Genomic DNA, 16,451 nt, shown 5'->3' with positions numbered 1-16,451 from the left:
GAAAATGGCAAGGCAAGAAGCGAACGAGCAGTTTCAGATCACGTCGTTTCTGGACGGCGCGAATGCAGCCTATATCGAGCAGCTCTATGCCCGGTACGAAGAGGATCCCTCTTCCGTGTCGCCGGAGTGGCAGAGCTTCTTCAAGGCGTTGTCCGATAATCCGGAAGACGTGAAGAAGGCAGCCAAGGGCGCCTCCTGGAAGCGGGCCAACTGGCCGATCCCGGCGAATGGCGAACTGGTTTCCGCACTTGACGGCAACTGGGCCACGGTCGAGAAGGCCATCGAGAAAAAGGTTCAGGCGAAAGCCGATACGAAGAGCGCCGCTACCGGTAAGCCGGTCAGTGAAGCGGAAGTGCTGCAGGCGACCCGTGACAGCGTTCGCGCCATCATGATGATCCGCGCTTACCGTATGCGCGGCCACCTGCACGCAAAGCTCGATCCGCTCGGCATCGCCAGCGCCGTTGAAGATTACAATGAGCTCTCACCGAAGTCCTATGGCTTCGAAGACAGCGATTACGACCGCAAGATTTTCATCGATAACGTGCTCGGTCTCGAATATGCGACCGTGCGCGAAATGGTCGAAATTCTCGAGCGCACCTATTGCTCGACGCTCGGCGTCGAATTCATGCATATGTCCAACCCGGAGGAAAAGGGCTGGATTCAGGAGCGTATCGAAGGCCCGGACAAGGGTGTGGACTTCACGCCTGAGGGCAAGAAGGCCATTCTTTCCAAGCTGGTCGAAGCTGAAGGTTACGAGCAGTTCCTCGACGTGCGTTTCAAGGGTACCAAGCGTTTCGGCCTCGATGGCGGTGAATCGCTGATCCCGGCGCTGGAGCAGATCATCAAGCGCGGCGGCCAGGACGGTCTTCAGGAAGTCGTTCTCGGCATGGCCCACCGTGGTCGTCTGAACGTTCTGACCAACGTCATGGGCAAGCCGCACCGCGCTGTGTTCCATGAGTTCAAGGGCGGTTCGTTCAAGCCTGATGACGTCGAAGGTTCTGGTGACGTGAAGTACCATCTTGGTGCCTCCTCCGACCGCGAATTCGACGGCAACAAGGTTCACCTGTCGCTGACGGCCAACCCCTCGCACCTTGAAATCGTCAACCCTGTTGTCATGGGTAAGGCCCGTGCCAAGCAGGACCAGTTGGCCAAGCAGTGGGACGGTGACATCATTCCGCTGTCTGAACGCGCCAAGGTGCTGCCGCTGCTTCTGCATGGCGATGCTGCTTTTGCGGGTCAGGGCGTTGTTGCTGAAATTCTCGGCCTGTCCGGCCTGCGCGGTCACCGCGTTGCCGGCACGATGCATTTCATCATCAACAACCAGATCGGCTTCACCACCAATCCGGCCTTCTCGCGCTCGTCGCCCTATCCGTCTGATGTCGCCAAGATGATCGAAGCGCCGATCTTCCACGTCAATGGTGACGATCCGGAAGCGGTTGTCTATGCGGCGAAGGTTGCGACCGAATACCGCATGAAGTTCCACAAACCTGTCGTCATCGACATGTTCTGTTACCGCCGCTTCGGCCACAACGAAGGCGATGAGCCGGCGTTCACGCAGCCGAAGATGTACAAGGTCATCCGTGGCCACAAGACTGTTGCCCGCATCTATGCCGACCGCCTGATCGCGGAAGGTCTGATCACCGAAGGTGATTTCGAGAAGGTCAAGGCCGATTGGCGCGCCCATCTCGAGCAGGAATTCGAGGCAGGTCAGTCCTACAAGCCGAACAAGGCCGACTGGCTGGATGGTCAGTGGTCCGGCCTGCGCGCCGCCGACAATGCCGATGAGCAGCGTCGTGGCAAGACCGGCGTGCCGATGAAGCAGCTGAAGGAAATCGGCAAGAAACTGTCGACCATTCCGGAAGGCTTCACCGCGCATCGCACGATCCAGCGCTTCATGGAAAACCGCTCACAGATGATCGAGACGGGTGAGGGCATCGACTGGGCGATGGCGGAAGCGCTGGCTTTCGGTTCGCTTGTCGTCGATGGCCACAAGATCCGTCTTTCCGGTCAGGATTGCGAACGCGGCACCTTCTCGCAGCGCCACTCGGTTCTCTACGATCAGGAGACCGAAGAGCGTTACATTCCGCTCGCCAATCTCGCCCCGACGCAGGCCCGTTACGAAGTCATCAACTCGATGCTTTCGGAAGAAGCAGTTCTCGGCTTCGAATATGGCTACTCGCTGGCCCGCCCGAATGCGCTGACGCTCTGGGAAGCCCAGTTCGGCGACTTCGCCAACGGCGCACAGGTTGTGTTCGACCAGTTCATCTCGTCGGGTGAACGCAAGTGGCTGCGCATGTCCGGTCTCGTTTGCCTTCTGCCGCATGGTTATGAAGGTCAGGGTCCGGAACATTCCTCCGCCCGTTTGGAACGCTGGTTGCAGATGTGCGCCGAAGACAACATGCAGGTTGCCAACGTCACGACGCCGGCTAACTACTTCCACATCCTGCGCCGTCAGATGAGACGCGACTTCCGCAAGCCGCTGATCCTGATGACGCCGAAGTCCTTGCTGCGTCACAAGCGTGCCACCTCGTCGCTGGCGGAGCTGGCCGGCGAGTCCTCCTTCCACCGTCTCCTGTGGGACGATGCCGAAGTCATCAAGGACGGCCCGATCAAGCTACAGAAGGACGCGAAGATCCGTCGTGTGGTCATGTGTTCCGGCAAGGTTTATTACGACCTGCTGGAGGAGCGTGAAAAGCGCGGCATCGACGACATCTATCTGCTGCGCGTCGAACAGCTCTATCCGTTCCCGGCCAAGGCGCTCATCAACGAGCTTTCCCGTTTCCGCCACGCGGAGATGGTCTGGTGCCAGGAAGAGCCGAAGAACATGGGTTCGTGGTCGTTCATCGATCCTTACCTGGAATGGGTGCTGGCGCATATCGACGCCAAGTACCAGAAGGTCCGTTACACGGGCCGTCCGGCTGCCGCCTCTCCGGCGACCGGCCTGATGTCCAAGCATCTGGCGCAGCTTGCTGCGTTCCTGGAAGACGCGCTGGGAGAGTGAGAACTCTCCCGCATCGCCCCGTATAAAAGACACCCGAATAACGGAACTAGATCATGGCCACTGAAATCCGCGTACCTACCCTCGGCGAATCCGTCAGCGAAGCGACCGTCGGCACCTGGTTCAAGAAGGTCGGCGATACCGTCAAGGCCGACGAACCGCTCGTTGAACTGGAAACCGACAAGGTTACCGTCGAAGTCCCGGCGCCCGCCTCCGGCGTGCTGACCGAAATCGTTGCGCAGAATGGCGAAACCGTCGGTCTCGACGCGCTTCTCGGCCAGATCGCCGAAGGTGCCGCCGGCGCTGCAACCGCTGCACCGGCTGCGAAAGCTGCTGCAGCAGCCGCACCGGCAACAGTCGCAGCCGCTGCTCCTGCCGCCAGCGCCATGCCGCCGGCACCTGCCGCGGGCAAGCTGCTTGCTGAAAACAACCTGTCTGCCGACCAGGTGGATGGTTCCGGCAAGCGTGGCCAAGTTCTGAAGGGCGACGTTCTCGCCGCCGTTGCCAAGGGTGTTTCGGCACCTGCCGCCGCTCCGGCTCCGGTTGCTGCTCCCCGTCCGGTGTCTGCCGAGCAGGATCAGGTTCGCGAAGAGCGCGTGAAGATGACGCGTCTGCGTCAGACGATTGCCCGTCGCCTGAAGGATGCGCAGAATACCGCCGCCATGCTCACCACCTATAACGAGGTGGACATGAGCGCGGTTATGGACCTGCGTAACCGTTACAAGGACGTGTTCGAGAAGAAGCATGGCGTCAAGCTCGGCTTCATGGGCTTCTTCACCAAGGCCGTGACCCACGCGCTGAAGGAACTGCCGGCCGTTAACGCTGAAATCGACGGCACGGACATCATCTACAAGAACTATTGTCACGTCGGCATGGCTGTCGGCACCGACAAGGGTCTCGTCGTTCCCGTTATCCGCGATGCCGACCAGCTGTCCATCGCTGGCGTCGAAAAAGAACTCGGCCGCCTCGCCAAGGCTGCCCGTGACGGTTCGCTTGGCATGGCCGACATGCAGGGCGGCACCTTCACCATCACCAATGGTGGCGTTTACGGCTCGCTGATGTCTTCGCCGATCCTCAACGCACCGCAGTCGGGCATTCTCGGCATGCACAAGATCCAAGAGCGTCCGGTCGCCATCGGCGGTCAGGTCGTCATCCGTCCGATGATGTATCTGGCGCTCTCCTACGATCACCGCATCGTTGACGGCAAGGAAGCCGTGACCTTCCTCGTTCGCGTCAAGGAAAGCCTCGAAGATCCGGAACGTCTGGTTCTCGATCTTTAATCGGTCTTGCTTTTCCTTTCAGCGGGATTTCAACTGAGGTCCCGCTGAAATTGCATCAGGAGAGCGAAAGTGCAGCCGACATTTCTTGCCGCTTCACCCTTTTTACCGCTGATCGGTCTCAGCGTCCTGCTGCTTGTGGTGCATATCGTGCTGCAAGCCATGACGGCGACGCGGGAACTGGGGCTGGACTGGAATGCCGGCCCACGGGATGCGGAGAAGAAACCGGAAGGCAGGCTTGCCGGCCGTGCAGCGCGCGCGTCTGAAAATTTCCGGGAAACCTATCCCGCTTTCATAGCACTCGCCTTCGGCGTCATCATGGCCGGCGATCCGTCCGGACTGGCACTGACCGGCGCGTGGATATGGCTGATCTGCCGAGTGATTTACATACCGCTTTATCTGGCCGGCGTGCCTTATATCCGCTCATTGCTCTGGCTCGGCTCCCTGCTCGGCCTGCTGCTGATGCTTTTCGTGTTGATGTTCTAGAGGCTTGTTTCAGATGCATCAGTATTTAATCGAGCTTGCATCCCTGATGGCGATCTTCTTTTTCGCGATCGTCTCCCCCGGCGCCGATCTCGCGATGGTGATGCGCCAGGCCATGGTGCATGGGCGCAGGCAGGCCATCATCACCAGCTTCGGGGTGGGAACGTCGCTGATGTTCCACGTCACCTATACGATCCTCGGACTTGGTCTCATCATTTCCCAGTCGATCTATCTCTTCAACATCGTCAAGTGGCTGGGTGTCGCCTATCTGATCTATATCGGCATCAAGGCGCTGCGCGCTGGCAAGACGGAATTGCCGTCGGCTGAAGGCGAGGGTGGTGTTCAGGTCAAAAGCAGCCAGACGGCCCTGAAGGCCTTTACGCTCGGTTTCGCCGCCAATGCGCTCAATCCCAAGCCGGTGTTTTTCTTCCTGTCGATCTTTTCGACGGTGGTTCATGCCCATACGCCGGTCGCCATCAAATTCGGATATGGTCTCGTCATGGCGAGCTGTCTTATCCTGTGGTTCGTCGGCGTCAGCCTGTTCATGACGACGCCGCGCATGCGCGCTGCATTTCAGCGCGCCAGCCAATGGATCGACCGCACCAGCGGCGTGGTCTTCATTGCACTCGGTATAAAACTCGCAACGGAAAAAGCGGCCTGAGTTTCAGGTCAAACGCAAGCAGGGCAATGATCCGGTATCTTGCCCGACATCAATCAGGAAAACGAACATGGCATATGATGTAGTTGTAATCGGCACAGGCCCCGGCGGTTATGTTTGCGCGGTCAAGGCGGCACAGCTCGGCCTGAAGGTCGCTGTCATCGAAAAGCGCGCGACCTATGGCGGCACCTGCCTCAATGTCGGCTGCATCCCGTCAAAGGCGCTGCTGCACGCTTCCGAAACCTTCGCGCATGTTGCCCATGGCGTTGATACGCTGGGTATCGAAGTCGCTGCTCCGAAGCTTAACCTTGAAAAGATGATGGGTCACAAGGACGGCGTGGTGAAGGCCAATGTCGATGGCGTTGCCTTCCTGTTCAAGAAGAACAAGATTGATGCCTTCCAGGGTGCCGGCAAGGTGGTTTCCGCCGGCAAGGTTTCCGTCACCAACGACAAGGGTGAGACGCAGGAGATCGAGGCGAAGAACATCGTCATCGCCACCGGTTCCGATGTTGCCGGCATTCCGGGCGTTCAGGTCGATATCGATGAAAGCGTCATAGTCTCCTCCACCGGTGCGATCGCTCTTTCCAAGGTTCCGGAAAAGCTGATCGTTGTCGGCGGCGGCGTGATCGGCCTCGAGCTTGGTTCGGTCTGGTCGCGTCTTGGCGCGAAGGTTACCGTTGTCGAATATCTCGACAATATTCTCGGCGGCATGGACAGCGAAGTTTCCAAGCAGGCTCAGCGTCTGCTCGCCAAGCAGGGCCTCGATTTCAAGCTCGGCGCCAAGGTGACGGGTGTTGAAAAGACCGCCGCCGGCGCGAAGGTGGTGTTTGAGCCGGTGAAGGGCGGTGCTGCCGAGACGCTGGAAGCAAACGTTGTGCTGATCTCGACCGGCCGCAAGCCCTACACCGAAGGCCTCGGCCTTGCCGAAGCCGGTGTTGTGCTCGACAGCCGCGGCCGCGTCGAAATCGACGGCCATTACAAGACCAATGTCGAGGGCATCTATGCGATCGGCGACGTCGTGAAGGGTCCGATGCTGGCGCACAAGGCGGAAGACGAGGGCGTTGCGCTTGCGGAAATTCTCGCTGGCCAGCGCGGCCATGTGAACTATGATGTCATCCCGGCCGTGGTTTACACGCAGCCGGAAATCGCGTCCGTCGGCAAGACCGAGGAAGAACTGAAGGCCGCTGGCATCGCCTACAAGGTCGGTAAGTTCCCCTTCACCGCCAATGGCCGCGCTCGCGCCATGCAGGTGACGGATGGTTTCGTGAAGATCCTCGCCGACAAGGAAACCGACCGGGTTCTCGGCGGCCATATCGTCGGTTTCGGCGCTGGCGAAATGATCCACGAGATCACTGTGCTGATGGAATTTGGCGGTTCTTCGGAAGATCTCGGCCGCACCTGCCACGCGCACCCGACCATGTCGGAAGCCGTGAAGGAAGCAGCGCTCGCGACCTTCTTCAAGCCGATCCACATGTGATCGGCGTTTAAGCCCGTCGCTCGAAATATTAAATTTCAGTCATCTGTCGACCCCCGGCTTGCCATGCAGGCCGGGGTTTTTCATACTCGCGCCATAGCCGATCTAACCTTTTGATAAAAGGCAATAAAATGGCGTATTCCACTCAAGTTTCCTTCTCTGTCCCGCAGCGCGTCATTCATTGGATAATGGCGCTTTTGATCTTCTTCAACCTGCTGTTTCCCGACGCCATGGCGCATGCCTATCGGCTGATGCGGCGGGGCGAAACATTGACGCCGGAGCAGATTTCTTCGGCCAATATTCACGCCTATGTCGGTTTCTCCATCCTGTTGCTTGCAGTTCTGCGCCTCTGTCTGCGCTTCTTCCAGGGTTTGCCGCCGCATCCCGTCGAGGAGCCGCGACCGTTTCAAATCGCTGCCAAAGTCGCGCATTTTACCTTCTACGCGTTGTTCTTTATCCTGCCTTTATCCGGTATCGCCGCTTATTACTTCGGCGCTGAGGCGGCCGGGCAGTTACATTCCGGCCCCTTCAAGGCGCTGATGTGGGTGTTGATCGCCGGCCATGTCGTTGCCGTTCTGGTCCACCAGTTTTACTGGCGCACCGATATTCTGAAGCGCATGACGCACGGCTAGGGCATTTCCGGAGAAAGCCGCTTCGCAATTTTACCGGACATGCTCCAAGCGGCGGTTTGTCGCGTTTCTTCTCCGCCAGAAAAAGAAGATGGTCAGCCTTGCCGCATCGGGCGGCTGGGGTTCAGGGATGCGGGATAGCGAAGACATATTGCCGGGCGCTGACTGGTGGGATCGCTTTCAGGGAGAGATGGTGACGCCAGAATCGTCCTCGCTCAATGTGAGCAGGCTTCTTCTCGACCATCCCCCGGCGTGGATCAGCAGCCTGATGGCGCTTCGAAATCGTATTGTGTCGCTTTTCGGCCTCAGGACCGTTGAGCTGGCGGCGGGTGCTTCGGCGGGGGGATTTCCGGTACTGTCGTCTACAGCCGACCGAACCGTACTCGGTTTTGACGACAGCCATCTCGATTTCCGCATCGTCGTGGATCTGGAACAGGAAATGGACCGGCAGGTGGTAACCGTCACGACCATCGTCAGACGCAAGAACCTGTTCGGGTGGCTATATCTTTTTATGGTCGGGCCGTTCCATCGGCGCATCGTGCCGGCGACTATGCGGCCGTTCTGCGCCAATGTCCGGCCCGTTTAGGTCTCGGGGAAGAGGATCAGTCGACCCGTGTGAGCGTGAAGCCCTTTGCGCGCAGCAATTCGACCACGCCTTCCTCACCCGGCAGGTGCAATGCGCCGACGGCCATGAAGACATTGCCTTTGGCAAGCTCGGGGGTCGCCCGATCCGCCATGACGTGGTTGCGGTCGGTGATGATGCGTTGCTCGAAGGCGGCATAACCCTGATCGCCCTCTGCCGGTTTTTTGGTGTCGAGGCTTTTCAGCATGGGCATGGTCATGCCTATATCGCCCGCGACGTAAAGATCGGTCATGGTCGTCATGATATCGTCCATGCGATCACCGAGTTCCAGCGTTTCGATCAGCGCCTGTAGATGAAATTCCATCGGCAGCTCAGACATGGCCGTCAACTGCTCGACCATGGTTTCCAACCCGACGAGACGTTTTCCGTCCGCGACCGCATCTTCGGCCAGCTTCTTGTCGAGAAAAGACAGGCCGGTGGCCTTGCGGGCGAATTCACAGGCGGGAAGGGCGACGAAGCTAGACAGCATCCACGGCTTCATGCGCGAAACGGCGTTCAACGGAATGCCGCGTTCCTTGAGTCCCTTTTCCAGTCGCGCGACATTTTCCGGTGCCAGGATGTCGGTGATCGACTTGCCGTCCAGAAACATGGTGAGTTCCGGCTTGGCCAGCAGCGATGCGGCGATCTTCTTGTCATCGACGATTTCGTCCGATTCCACGATGACAGTTGCGGATTTTTCGAAGGCAGGTGCAGCGGCGGCAGGCATGCCGAGAACGCGCGGATCGGTGACATGCATGGTGCCGAGAAGAAAGGACGGGGCCGTTCCGGCCTTTTCGATACGCCAGAAATTACCCTTGCCGTTCGGGATCGCGGCGGCTTCCTGTTCGATCTTCGCAAAGCCCTGCGGATCGCTCTTGCGCATCTCCACAAGAATGTCGCTGCCCGTGCAGCTAATCTTCTGCTCGGCGGCCTGCGCCTCACCCAGCGATAGCAAGGTGGCGAGCACGATTGCGATGGCTGCGATATGCATTGCCGCCAGCAACCAGAGCAGGGCGTCACCGGTCTTGCCCATCAGGGTAGCGGTGAAATTTTGTGGTTTCATCAGGCTGTGCATGGGTCTCATCCGGTTCTCGTTCGCTTATAGAACGGCGGCTTGCACGTCTGGTTAATGACTATGGTTAAACAATTCCTGCTTTAGAGCTCGCCCGGTTCGACCGGAATTGTCGGACGTGTTCCATGTTTTGTTTTTACGCATTATCCTGATGTAAAACCGCTGCGCACTTTTACTGGAAATGCTTCATGCACGCGGGTGGGCGTTGTCGTAGATTTCCAACAATCTTGCGGTGTCGACGCCGGTATAGATCTGCGTGGTGGAAAGGCTGGCATGGCCGAGCAACTCCTGAATAGTCCGCAGATCGCCACCGCCGGCCAGAAGATGGGTTGCGAAGGAATGGCGCAACGCGTGCGGCGTGGCGTTTTCCGGCAGGCCGAACGCGCTGCGCAGCTTCTGCATTTCCCGCTGGATGATGGCAGGCTGGAGTTTCCCCCCGCGTGCGCCAAGGAACATCGGTTCATTCGCCGCCAGAGCATAGGGGCAAAGCTTCTTGTAGGCATCGACCGCTTCCGCCACCACTGCCAGCAGCGGCACGATACGCGTCTTGTTGCCCTTGCCGGTGATGCGCAGACTGCGGGCGCCGGGTGGGACATCGGCCGGCGTCAGACCGAGCGCTTCGGAAATACGAAGGCCGCAACCATAAAGCAGCGAAAGGACCGCTGCATTGCGGGCGGCGATCCATGGTTCCTCGTTCAACTGCGCCTCGGCCGTGGTGATCTTCAGCGCCTGACGGTCGGTCAGCGGCTTCGGCAGCGATTTCGGCTGTTTTGGCGCGCGCATGGCGGTGGCGCCGGCCGCATTGACGAGGCCTTTTTTTTGCAGGTGGTGAAGAAGGGAGCGCAGTCCCGCCAGATGCCGGCCAAGTGAACGCGCGCCAACACCTTCCTTGCGCCGGTTGGCCAGAAAGGCGCGAAGATCGACAGGGCGCAGATCGGCCATATCGGTCATGGCGGCGGGCTTGCCGATGTAACCGGTCAGGAACATCAAAAACTGGCGGGTATCGCGCTCGTAAGCTTCGATGGTATTGTCGGCAAGGCGGCGTTCGCCGGCGAGCGCGGTAAGCCAGGATTGACGTTCGTTCAACAGATCGGCTTCGGCAAAAGTCAGGATTTCGGTCACGCAGCGCTCCATTCCTGTTCCGCAGCCTATGCTCTCATGGTCAGTATTTGGTTAAGGCCTGTGTCTGCACTTTGCATCCGGCGTGGACTTTGCCGGGGTGAGCCATTACATCCGGGCGGTTTCCTTTTTCATTTCGCCGGGGCATGGTCGCGACATCATGGCAAAAGATTCGTCCGATCTGTTTGGGGCTCTGTTCGACCCACCGTCGCCCACGCGCACGGTGCCCGTTCTGGTGCCCATGCCGGCGCCCGGACCCTATAGTTATGCCGTGCCTGAAGATATGGTGGTGGAGACCGGTTCCGTGGTGCAGGTGCCGCTTGGTCCCCGGCAGGTCTTTGGCGTGGTGTGGGACGATGCCGGAGAGAAGAGCGTCGATCCGAAGAAGCTGCGGCCGATCACTAAAAGTTTCGAGTGCCCGCCGCTGAAGGCGGAAATGCGCCGGTTCGTGGATTGGGTCGCTGCCTATACGCTTTCTCCACCCGGTCTGGTGGCGCGGATGGCGCTTCGAGCGCCGGCCGCGTTCGATCCCGAGCCGATGATCGAGGGGCTTCGGCTAACGGAAGGCCGGCCGGAACGGCTCACTCCCGCCCGTGAGCGGGTGATGGAGCTGGCGGCAGAGGAGCATGGCTGGACGAAAAGCGGGCTTGCCCATGCTGCCGGTGTCTCGACCAGTGTCGTCGATGGCCTCGTCAAGCAGGGCGTGTTCGAGACGGTCTTTCTACCCGCCCCGCCTGTCGTGGCCGAGCCGGATCCTGATTATACCGAACCGCGACTGGAAGGCCCGCAGAGACAGGCGGCATCGGAAATTCTCGAGGATGTGCGCAAGGGCGGTTTTCACGTCTCGCTGATTGATGGCGTGACTGGCTCTGGCAAGACGGAGGTCTATTTCGAGGCGGTGGCCGAAACGCTACGGCAGGGCAAGCAGGTGCTCATTCTTCTTCCCGAAATCGCCCTGACGGCGGCGTTTCTGGAGCGGTTTCAGGATCGGTTTGGTGCAAAGCCAGCGGAATGGCATTCCGATGTGTCGCCACGAATGCGCGAAAAGGTCTGGCGACAGGCGGTGACAGGTGAGGTGAGGGTTGTTGCCGGCGCGCGCTCGGCGCTTTTTTTACCTTTCGACAATCTCGGTCTCATCATCGTTGATGAAGAGCACGATCCTGCCTACAAGCAGGAAGACCGTGTCTTCTATAATGCGCGCGATATGGCTGTCGTTAGAGCGAGGATCGCGGAGTTCCCGGTGGTGCTGGTGTCCGCCACGCCTTCGGTGGAAAGCCAGGTCAATGGCAGTTCGGGCCGTTACAACACCATCCATCTACATACACGTTTTGGCGATGCGGCGATGCCCGACCTGCATCTTGTCGATATGCGCCGCCATCCGCCGGAAAGGGGAGGGTTTCTTTCGCCGGTTCTGCTGCGCGGCATCGGCAAGACCATCGAGAAGGGCGAACAGTCGCTGTTGTTTCTCAATCGTCGCGGCTACGCGCCGCTGACGCTCTGCCGGGTCTGCGGCCACCGTTTCCAATGCCCGCAATGTTCCAGCTGGCTGGTGGAACACCGCTTTCGCAATCAATTGCAGTGCCACCAGTGCGGTCACAATGAGCCGACCCCGGATCATTGCCCGGAATGTGGAACCTTCGATCATCTGGTGGCCTGCGGGCCGGGAGTGGAGAGGATCGCCGAAGAGGTGGAGAAACATTTTCCCGAGGCCCGCACCATCGTGCTCTCCTCCGATCTCATGGGCGTCAAGCGCCTGCGTCTGGAGCTGGAGGCGATCGTCAAGGGTGAGGCGGATATCGTCATCGGCACGCAGCTCGTCGCCAAGGGGCACAATTTTCCCCTGATGACGCTTGTCGGCATCGTGGATGCTGATCTAGGACTTGCCAATGGCGATCCGCGCGCGGCGGAGCGAACGTTTCAGCTGCTCTCACAGGTGACGGGCCGCGCCGGGCGTACGGGGTTGAAAAGCCACGGCCTGCTGCAGACCTACCAGCCGCAGCATCCCGTGATGCAGGCGATCGTTTCGGGCGATGCGTCGGCCTTCTACGAAAGGGAGATCGTGGAGCGGGAAAAGGCCGTTCTGCCGCCCTTCGGACGCCTTGCCTCGATCATCGTCTCCGCCGATACGCGCGGCGAGGCGGAAACTCATGCGCGGGGCTTGAGAGCCGCTGCCCCGCAGGTTACGGGCATCATGCTGCTCGGCCCGGCGGAAGCGCCGCTGGCGCTGATCCGTGGTCGCCATCGTTTCCGTCTGCTGGTGCACGGGCGACGCAATTCCGACATGCAGTCTTTCCTCCGAACGCTTTTGGCCAACGGCCCGAAGGAGCGGGGCAGCGTACATGTGCAGCTTGATATCGATCCGCAAAGTTTCCTTTGAACTTTATCAATCAAGGCGTTTTCCCGCTGTCATGGCCGTGTCATAACGCAGCACACGAAAAGAATGATTTGGGGAACGAGATGGAGTTTTATTTTCCTGCCGAATTCGGTGAGCAGCTGGCCTTCGGTGCGGCGGCGGTGTCGGCCGTGATTGGCCTGTTTTTCATGTTCGCACCCGGCATGACGCTGCGCGCTTTCGGTCTTCAGCCGGCTGGCGAGCGCAGGGACGGCTATGCGCTTGTGCGTTCATCGCTTGCCGGCCTTTATCTCGGTCTCGGCGCCGCTGCGTTGCTTCTGGCGCAGCCCATGGTCTATCTCGCCTTTGGTGCGGCTTTTGGTCTGAGCGTGTTTGGCGGCATTCTCTCCATTCTCTCGGATGGAGGCGCAACCATGCGGAATTTCATACTCCTGGTTGTACACTTTCTGCTGTCCGCACTGTCGTTGAGCTACGTGTTCGGGTTGGTCTGAAGCGGGGTTTTGGGCTTTTGTGCCGCACCAAACCCGCATCCTGAGCGGAATCGGAAAATTTAAACGCATTCCCCCTTGCCCAAACGGCGCTTTCCGCTATTACGCGTGTTGCGAGTCCCGGCGTCCTATGCTAGACGGACCGCGAAATTGGGAAAAGACAGGGGGGAATTCCGGTCTTTTTCGGGGAAATTGAAACGATTTCAAGAATTTGATGCGGTGGATCTCCATTGCTGATGATCTTGGATGATTAGCAGGGAAAAAGTGCCCGTGGCAGACACCTCCCAGGGAACATCCGGTGTAGCGGAAAGGTATGCGTCGTCGCTTTTCGAGCTTGCTTTGGAAGCGGGTGCGGTTGAAGCGGTTGGAGCCGATCTGGACAAGTTCGGCGCACTTCTTGACGAAAGCGACGATTTGAAGCGTCTGGTTGCGAGCCCGGTGTTTTCCGCCGAGGATCAGTTCAAGGCAATCACCGCGATCTGCGAGAAGGCCGGAATTGCCGGTCTCGCTGTTAATTTCCTCAAGGTCGTTGCCAATAACCGCCGTCTCTTTGCCGTTCCCGGCATGATCCGAGCCTACCGCACCATTGCCGCTGCCCATCGCGGCGAAATCACCGCCGAGGTCACCTCGGCACATGCGCTCGACGAGGCGCAGGAAACTGAACTGAAAGCGGCGCTGAAGAGCGTTACCGGCAAGGATGTGACGATTTCCGTTACCGTCGATCCGTCGATCCTCGGCGGTCTGATCGTCAAGGTCGGTTCCCGCCAGATCGATACGTCTCTTCGCACCAAACTTTCCACCCTTAAGCTTGCACTGAAAGAGGTTGGCTGATGGATATCCGCGCCGCGGAAATTTCCGCAATTCTAAAAGATCAAATCAAAAATTTCGGCAACGAGGCGGAAGTCTCGGAAGTCGGTCAGGTGCTTTCCGTCGGTGACGGTATCGCCCGCGTTTATGGCCTCGACAATGTTCAGGCCGGCGAAATGGTCGAGTTCCCCGGCGGCATCCGCGGCATGGCGCTCAACCTTGAAGCCGACAATGTCGGTGTGGTTATCTTCGGTTCGGACCGTGACATCAAGGAAGGCGACACCGTCAAGCGGACTGGCGCTATCGTTGACGTTCCGGTCGGCCCGGAACTGCTCGGCCGCGTGGTTGACGCTCTCGGCAACCCGATCGACGGCAAAGGCCCGATCAATGCCGCCAAGCGTTCGCGCGTTGACGTCAAGGCTCCCGGCATCATTCCGCGCAAGTCGGTTCATGAGCCGATGTCGACCGGCCTCAAGGCCATCGACGCTCTCATCCCGGTTGGCCGTGGCCAGCGCGAGTTGGTCATCGGTGACCGCCAGACCGGCAAGACCGCGATCATTCTCGACGCGATCCTGAACCAGAAGGCCATTCACGACAATGGTCCTGACGGCGACAAGCTTTATTGCGTCTACGTTGCTATCGGCCAGAAGCGTTCGACTGTTGCCCAGTTCGTCAAGGTTCTGGAAGAGCGCGGCGCGCTGCAGTATTCGATCATCGTTGCTGCGACCGCCTCCGATCCGGCTCCGATGCAGTACCTGGCTCCGTTTGCCGGTTGCGCCATGGGCGAATACTTCCGTGACAACGGCAAGCACGCTCTCATCGGTTATGACGATCTTTCCAAGCAGGCCGTTGCCTACCGTCAGATGTCGCTTCTGCTGCGTCGTCCTCCGGGCCGCGAAGCTTATCCGGGCGACGTTTTCTACCTTCACTCCCGTCTTCTGGAGCGCGCCGCAAAGCTCTCCGACGAAATGGGCGCTGGCTCGCTGACGGCTCTGCCTGTCATCGAAACGCAGGGTAACGACGTTTCGGCCTTTATTCCGACCAACGTGATCTCGATCACCGACGGCCAGATCTTCCTTGAAACCGACCTGTTCTACCAGGGCATCCGTCCGGCCGTTAACGTCGGTCTGTCGGTTTCGCGCGTTGGCTCTGCCGCTCAGATCAAGGCGATGAAGCAGGTTGCCGGTTCGATCAAGGGCGAGCTTGCCCAGTATCGCGAAATGGCTGCCTTTGCCCAGTTCGGCTCGGACCTTGACGCTTCCACGCAGCGCCTGCTGAACCGCGGCGCACGCCTGACGGAGCTTCTGAAGCAGCCGCAGTTCTCTCCGCTCAAGACGGAAGAACAGGTTGCGGTGATCTTCGCCGGTGTCAACGGCTATCTCGACAAGGTTCCGGTCGCACAGGTCGGCAAGTTCGAGCAGGGTCTGCTTTCCTACTTCCGCTCGGAAGGCAAGGCGATCCTCGACACCATCCGCACGGAAAAGGCTATCAGCGACGATACCAAGAGCAAGCTCAAGGGCGCTCTCGATACCTTCGCCAAGTCTTTCTCTTAAATCAGGGCTCTTTTACTCGGACGGATAACGGATGCCTTCACTAAAGGATCTGAAAAACCGCATTGCCTCCGTGAAGGCGACGCAGAAGATTACCAAGGCGATGAAAATGGTCGCCGCGGCGAAGCTTCGGCGCGCCCAGGAAGCTGCGGAGGCCGCCCGGCCTTATTCTCAGCGCATGAGCGCCGTTCTCGCCAACATCGCCAAGGCGGTCGAGGCGGACGTTGCTCCGGCGCTGATGACCGGCACCGGCAAGGACGACGTGCATCTGCTCGTCGTCTGCACGGCTGAACGTGGTCTTTGCGGTGGTTTCAACTCGCAGATTTCCCGTTTTGCACGCGATCAGGCCCGCAAGCTGATTTCCGAAGGCAAGACGGTCAAGATCATCACGGTCGGCAAGAAGGGCTATGACAGCCTTCGCCGCGAATTTTCAGCCAATATCATCGAACGCATCGAATTGCGCGAAGTGAAAAAGGTTGCTTTCGAAAACGCCGACCAGATCGCCAAGAAGGTGATCTCGCTGTTCAATGCGGGTGAGTTCGATGTCTGCACGCTGATCTATTCGGAATTCAAGTCCGTCATCAGCCAGATCCCGACCGGCCTGCAGCTCATTCCGGCCGCAACCCCGGTTGTGGAAGAGGATGTGGCGACGCAGAGCGCCGTCTACGAATATGAGCCGGATGCGGCTTCTATTCTGGAAGACCTTATTCCGCGCAACATTTCCGTTCAGGTTTTCCGGGCTCTGCTTGAAAACGTTGCCGGTGAAATGGGCGCCAAGATGAGCGCGATGGATAATGCAACGCGCAATGCCGGTGAGATGATCAACAAGCTGACGCTTTCCTACAACCGTCAGCGTCAGGCTCAGATCACCAAGGAACTCATTGAAATCATTTCGGGCGCGGAAGCGCTCTGAGGTAAGGA

General features: G+C 59.2%; 14 protein-coding genes. 12 read left to right on the top strand and 2 right to left on the bottom strand.

The features are described from left to right. The first annotated feature begins 4 nt into the window (after window positions 1-4). From FCH38_RS15145 to FCH38_RS15115, 7 genes are all read left to right on the top strand, one after another. On the top strand, window positions 5-3,001 hold the full coding sequence (locus FCH38_RS15145) for a 2-oxoglutarate dehydrogenase E1 component (protein WP_149900527.1): 2,997 nt from the start codon (window positions 5-7) through the stop codon (window positions 2,999-3,001). 53 nt (window positions 3,002-3,054) lie between these two features. Further along, window positions 3,055-4,278 carry a 2-oxoglutarate dehydrogenase complex dihydrolipoyllysine-residue succinyltransferase gene (odhB, locus tag FCH38_RS15140; RefSeq protein WP_174374253.1) on the top strand — a complete coding sequence of 408 codons (1,224 nt, stop codon included), beginning with the start codon at window positions 3,055-3,057 and terminating at the stop codon, window positions 4,276-4,278. A gap of 69 nt (window positions 4,279-4,347) precedes the next feature. Then, entirely contained in the window at window positions 4,348-4,761 is a 414-nt protein-coding gene (locus tag FCH38_RS15135; protein WP_174374252.1) for an MAPEG family protein, read from the top strand. A 13-nt stretch (window positions 4,762-4,774) separates the two neighbouring features. Beyond that, the gene (locus tag FCH38_RS15130) at window positions 4,775-5,419 is read left to right on the top strand and encodes a LysE family translocator (RefSeq protein ID WP_149900530.1); all 645 of its coding nucleotides are present in this window, start codon (window positions 4,775-4,777) and stop codon (window positions 5,417-5,419) included. 67 nt (window positions 5,420-5,486) lie between these two features. Continuing rightward, a complete protein-coding gene (lpdA, locus tag FCH38_RS15125; RefSeq protein WP_153515534.1) occupies window positions 5,487-6,893 on the top strand; it encodes a dihydrolipoyl dehydrogenase in 1,407 nt (468 codons plus the stop codon). 128 nt (window positions 6,894-7,021) lie between these two features. Then, window positions 7,022-7,522, top strand: coding sequence for a cytochrome b (locus FCH38_RS15120; protein ID WP_174374251.1), 501 nt, complete (start codon window positions 7,022-7,024; stop codon window positions 7,520-7,522). Between the two features lie 127 nt (window positions 7,523-7,649). Then, window positions 7,650-8,105 (top strand): DUF2867 domain-containing protein, encoded by a 456-nt coding sequence (locus FCH38_RS15115; protein WP_174374382.1) that lies wholly within the window; start codon window positions 7,650-7,652, stop codon window positions 8,103-8,105. Window positions 8,106-8,121: 16 nt separating this feature from the next. Here FCH38_RS15115 and FCH38_RS15110 read toward each other — a convergent pair whose 3' ends face one another. Further along, window positions 8,122-9,216 (bottom strand): TraB/GumN family protein, encoded by a 1,095-nt coding sequence (locus tag FCH38_RS15110; protein WP_174374381.1) that lies wholly within the window; start codon window positions 9,214-9,216, stop codon window positions 8,122-8,124. Window positions 9,217-9,399: 183 nt separating this feature from the next. Beyond that, entirely contained in the window at window positions 9,400-10,347 is a 948-nt protein-coding gene (locus FCH38_RS15105; protein ID WP_174374250.1) for a tyrosine recombinase XerC, read from the bottom strand. Window positions 10,348-10,492: 145 nt separating this feature from the next. Between FCH38_RS15105 and FCH38_RS15100 the strand changes: the two genes are divergently transcribed. From FCH38_RS15100 to FCH38_RS15080, 5 genes are all read left to right on the top strand, one after another. Continuing rightward, complete coding sequence (locus FCH38_RS15100) at window positions 10,493-12,709, top strand: primosomal protein N' (protein WP_174374249.1); 2,217 nt, start codon at window positions 10,493-10,495, stop codon at window positions 12,707-12,709. A gap of 80 nt (window positions 12,710-12,789) precedes the next feature. Next, entirely contained in the window at window positions 12,790-13,176 is a 387-nt protein-coding gene (locus FCH38_RS15095; protein WP_153515538.1) for a phage infection protein, read from the top strand. 261 nt (window positions 13,177-13,437) lie between these two features. After that, window positions 13,438-14,004, top strand: coding sequence for a F0F1 ATP synthase subunit delta (locus FCH38_RS15090; protein ID WP_170979849.1), 567 nt, complete (start codon window positions 13,438-13,440; stop codon window positions 14,002-14,004). Beyond that, entirely contained in the window at window positions 14,004-15,533 is a 1,530-nt protein-coding gene (gene atpA, locus FCH38_RS15085; protein WP_174374248.1) for a F0F1 ATP synthase subunit alpha, read from the top strand. The genes FCH38_RS15090 and atpA overlap by 1 nt, the downstream gene beginning before the upstream one ends. 31 nt (window positions 15,534-15,564) lie before the next feature. After that, entirely contained in the window at window positions 15,565-16,443 is an 879-nt protein-coding gene (locus FCH38_RS15080) for a F0F1 ATP synthase subunit gamma (RefSeq protein WP_149900538.1), read from the top strand. Window positions 16,444-16,451 lie beyond the last annotated feature (8 nt).

The organism is Agrobacterium tumefaciens, assembly GCF_013337285.1.
Classification (GTDB): Bacteria; Pseudomonadota; Alphaproteobacteria; order Rhizobiales; family Rhizobiaceae; genus Agrobacterium; species Agrobacterium burrii.
Note: the sequence above shows the minus strand (reverse complement) of the source record. Positions and strands in the feature narration are given on the sequence as shown.

Excerpts from the sequence above, each read along its gene's own strand:
- FCH38_RS15145 (WP_149900527.1), top strand. The coding sequence starts at position 5 with ATGGCAAGGCAAGAAGCGAACGAGCAGTTTCAGATCACGTCGTTTCTG.
- odhB (WP_174374253.1), top strand. The coding sequence starts at position 3,055 with ATGGCCACTGAAATCCGCGTACCTACCCTCGGCGAATCCGTCAGCGAA.
- FCH38_RS15130 (WP_149900530.1), top strand. The coding sequence starts at position 4,775 with ATGCATCAGTATTTAATCGAGCTTGCATCCCTGATGGCGATCTTCTTT.
- lpdA (WP_153515534.1), top strand. The coding sequence starts at position 5,487 with ATGGCATATGATGTAGTTGTAATCGGCACAGGCCCCGGCGGTTATGTT.
- FCH38_RS15120 (WP_174374251.1), top strand. The coding sequence starts at position 7,022 with ATGGCGTATTCCACTCAAGTTTCCTTCTCTGTCCCGCAGCGCGTCATT.
- FCH38_RS15115 (WP_174374382.1), top strand. The coding sequence starts at position 7,650 with ATGCGGGATAGCGAAGACATATTGCCGGGCGCTGACTGGTGGGATCGC.
- FCH38_RS15110 (WP_174374381.1), bottom strand. The coding sequence starts at position 9,216 with ATGCACAGCCTGATGAAACCACAAAATTTCACCGCTACCCTGATGGGC.
- FCH38_RS15105 (WP_174374250.1), bottom strand. The coding sequence starts at position 10,347 with ATGGAGCGCTGCGTGACCGAAATCCTGACTTTTGCCGAAGCCGATCTG.
- FCH38_RS15100 (WP_174374249.1), top strand. The coding sequence starts at position 10,493 with ATGGCAAAAGATTCGTCCGATCTGTTTGGGGCTCTGTTCGACCCACCG.
- FCH38_RS15095 (WP_153515538.1), top strand. The coding sequence starts at position 12,790 with ATGGAGTTTTATTTTCCTGCCGAATTCGGTGAGCAGCTGGCCTTCGGT.
- atpA (WP_174374248.1), top strand. The coding sequence starts at position 14,004 with ATGGATATCCGCGCCGCGGAAATTTCCGCAATTCTAAAAGATCAAATC.
- FCH38_RS15080 (WP_149900538.1), top strand. The coding sequence starts at position 15,565 with ATGCCTTCACTAAAGGATCTGAAAAACCGCATTGCCTCCGTGAAGGCG.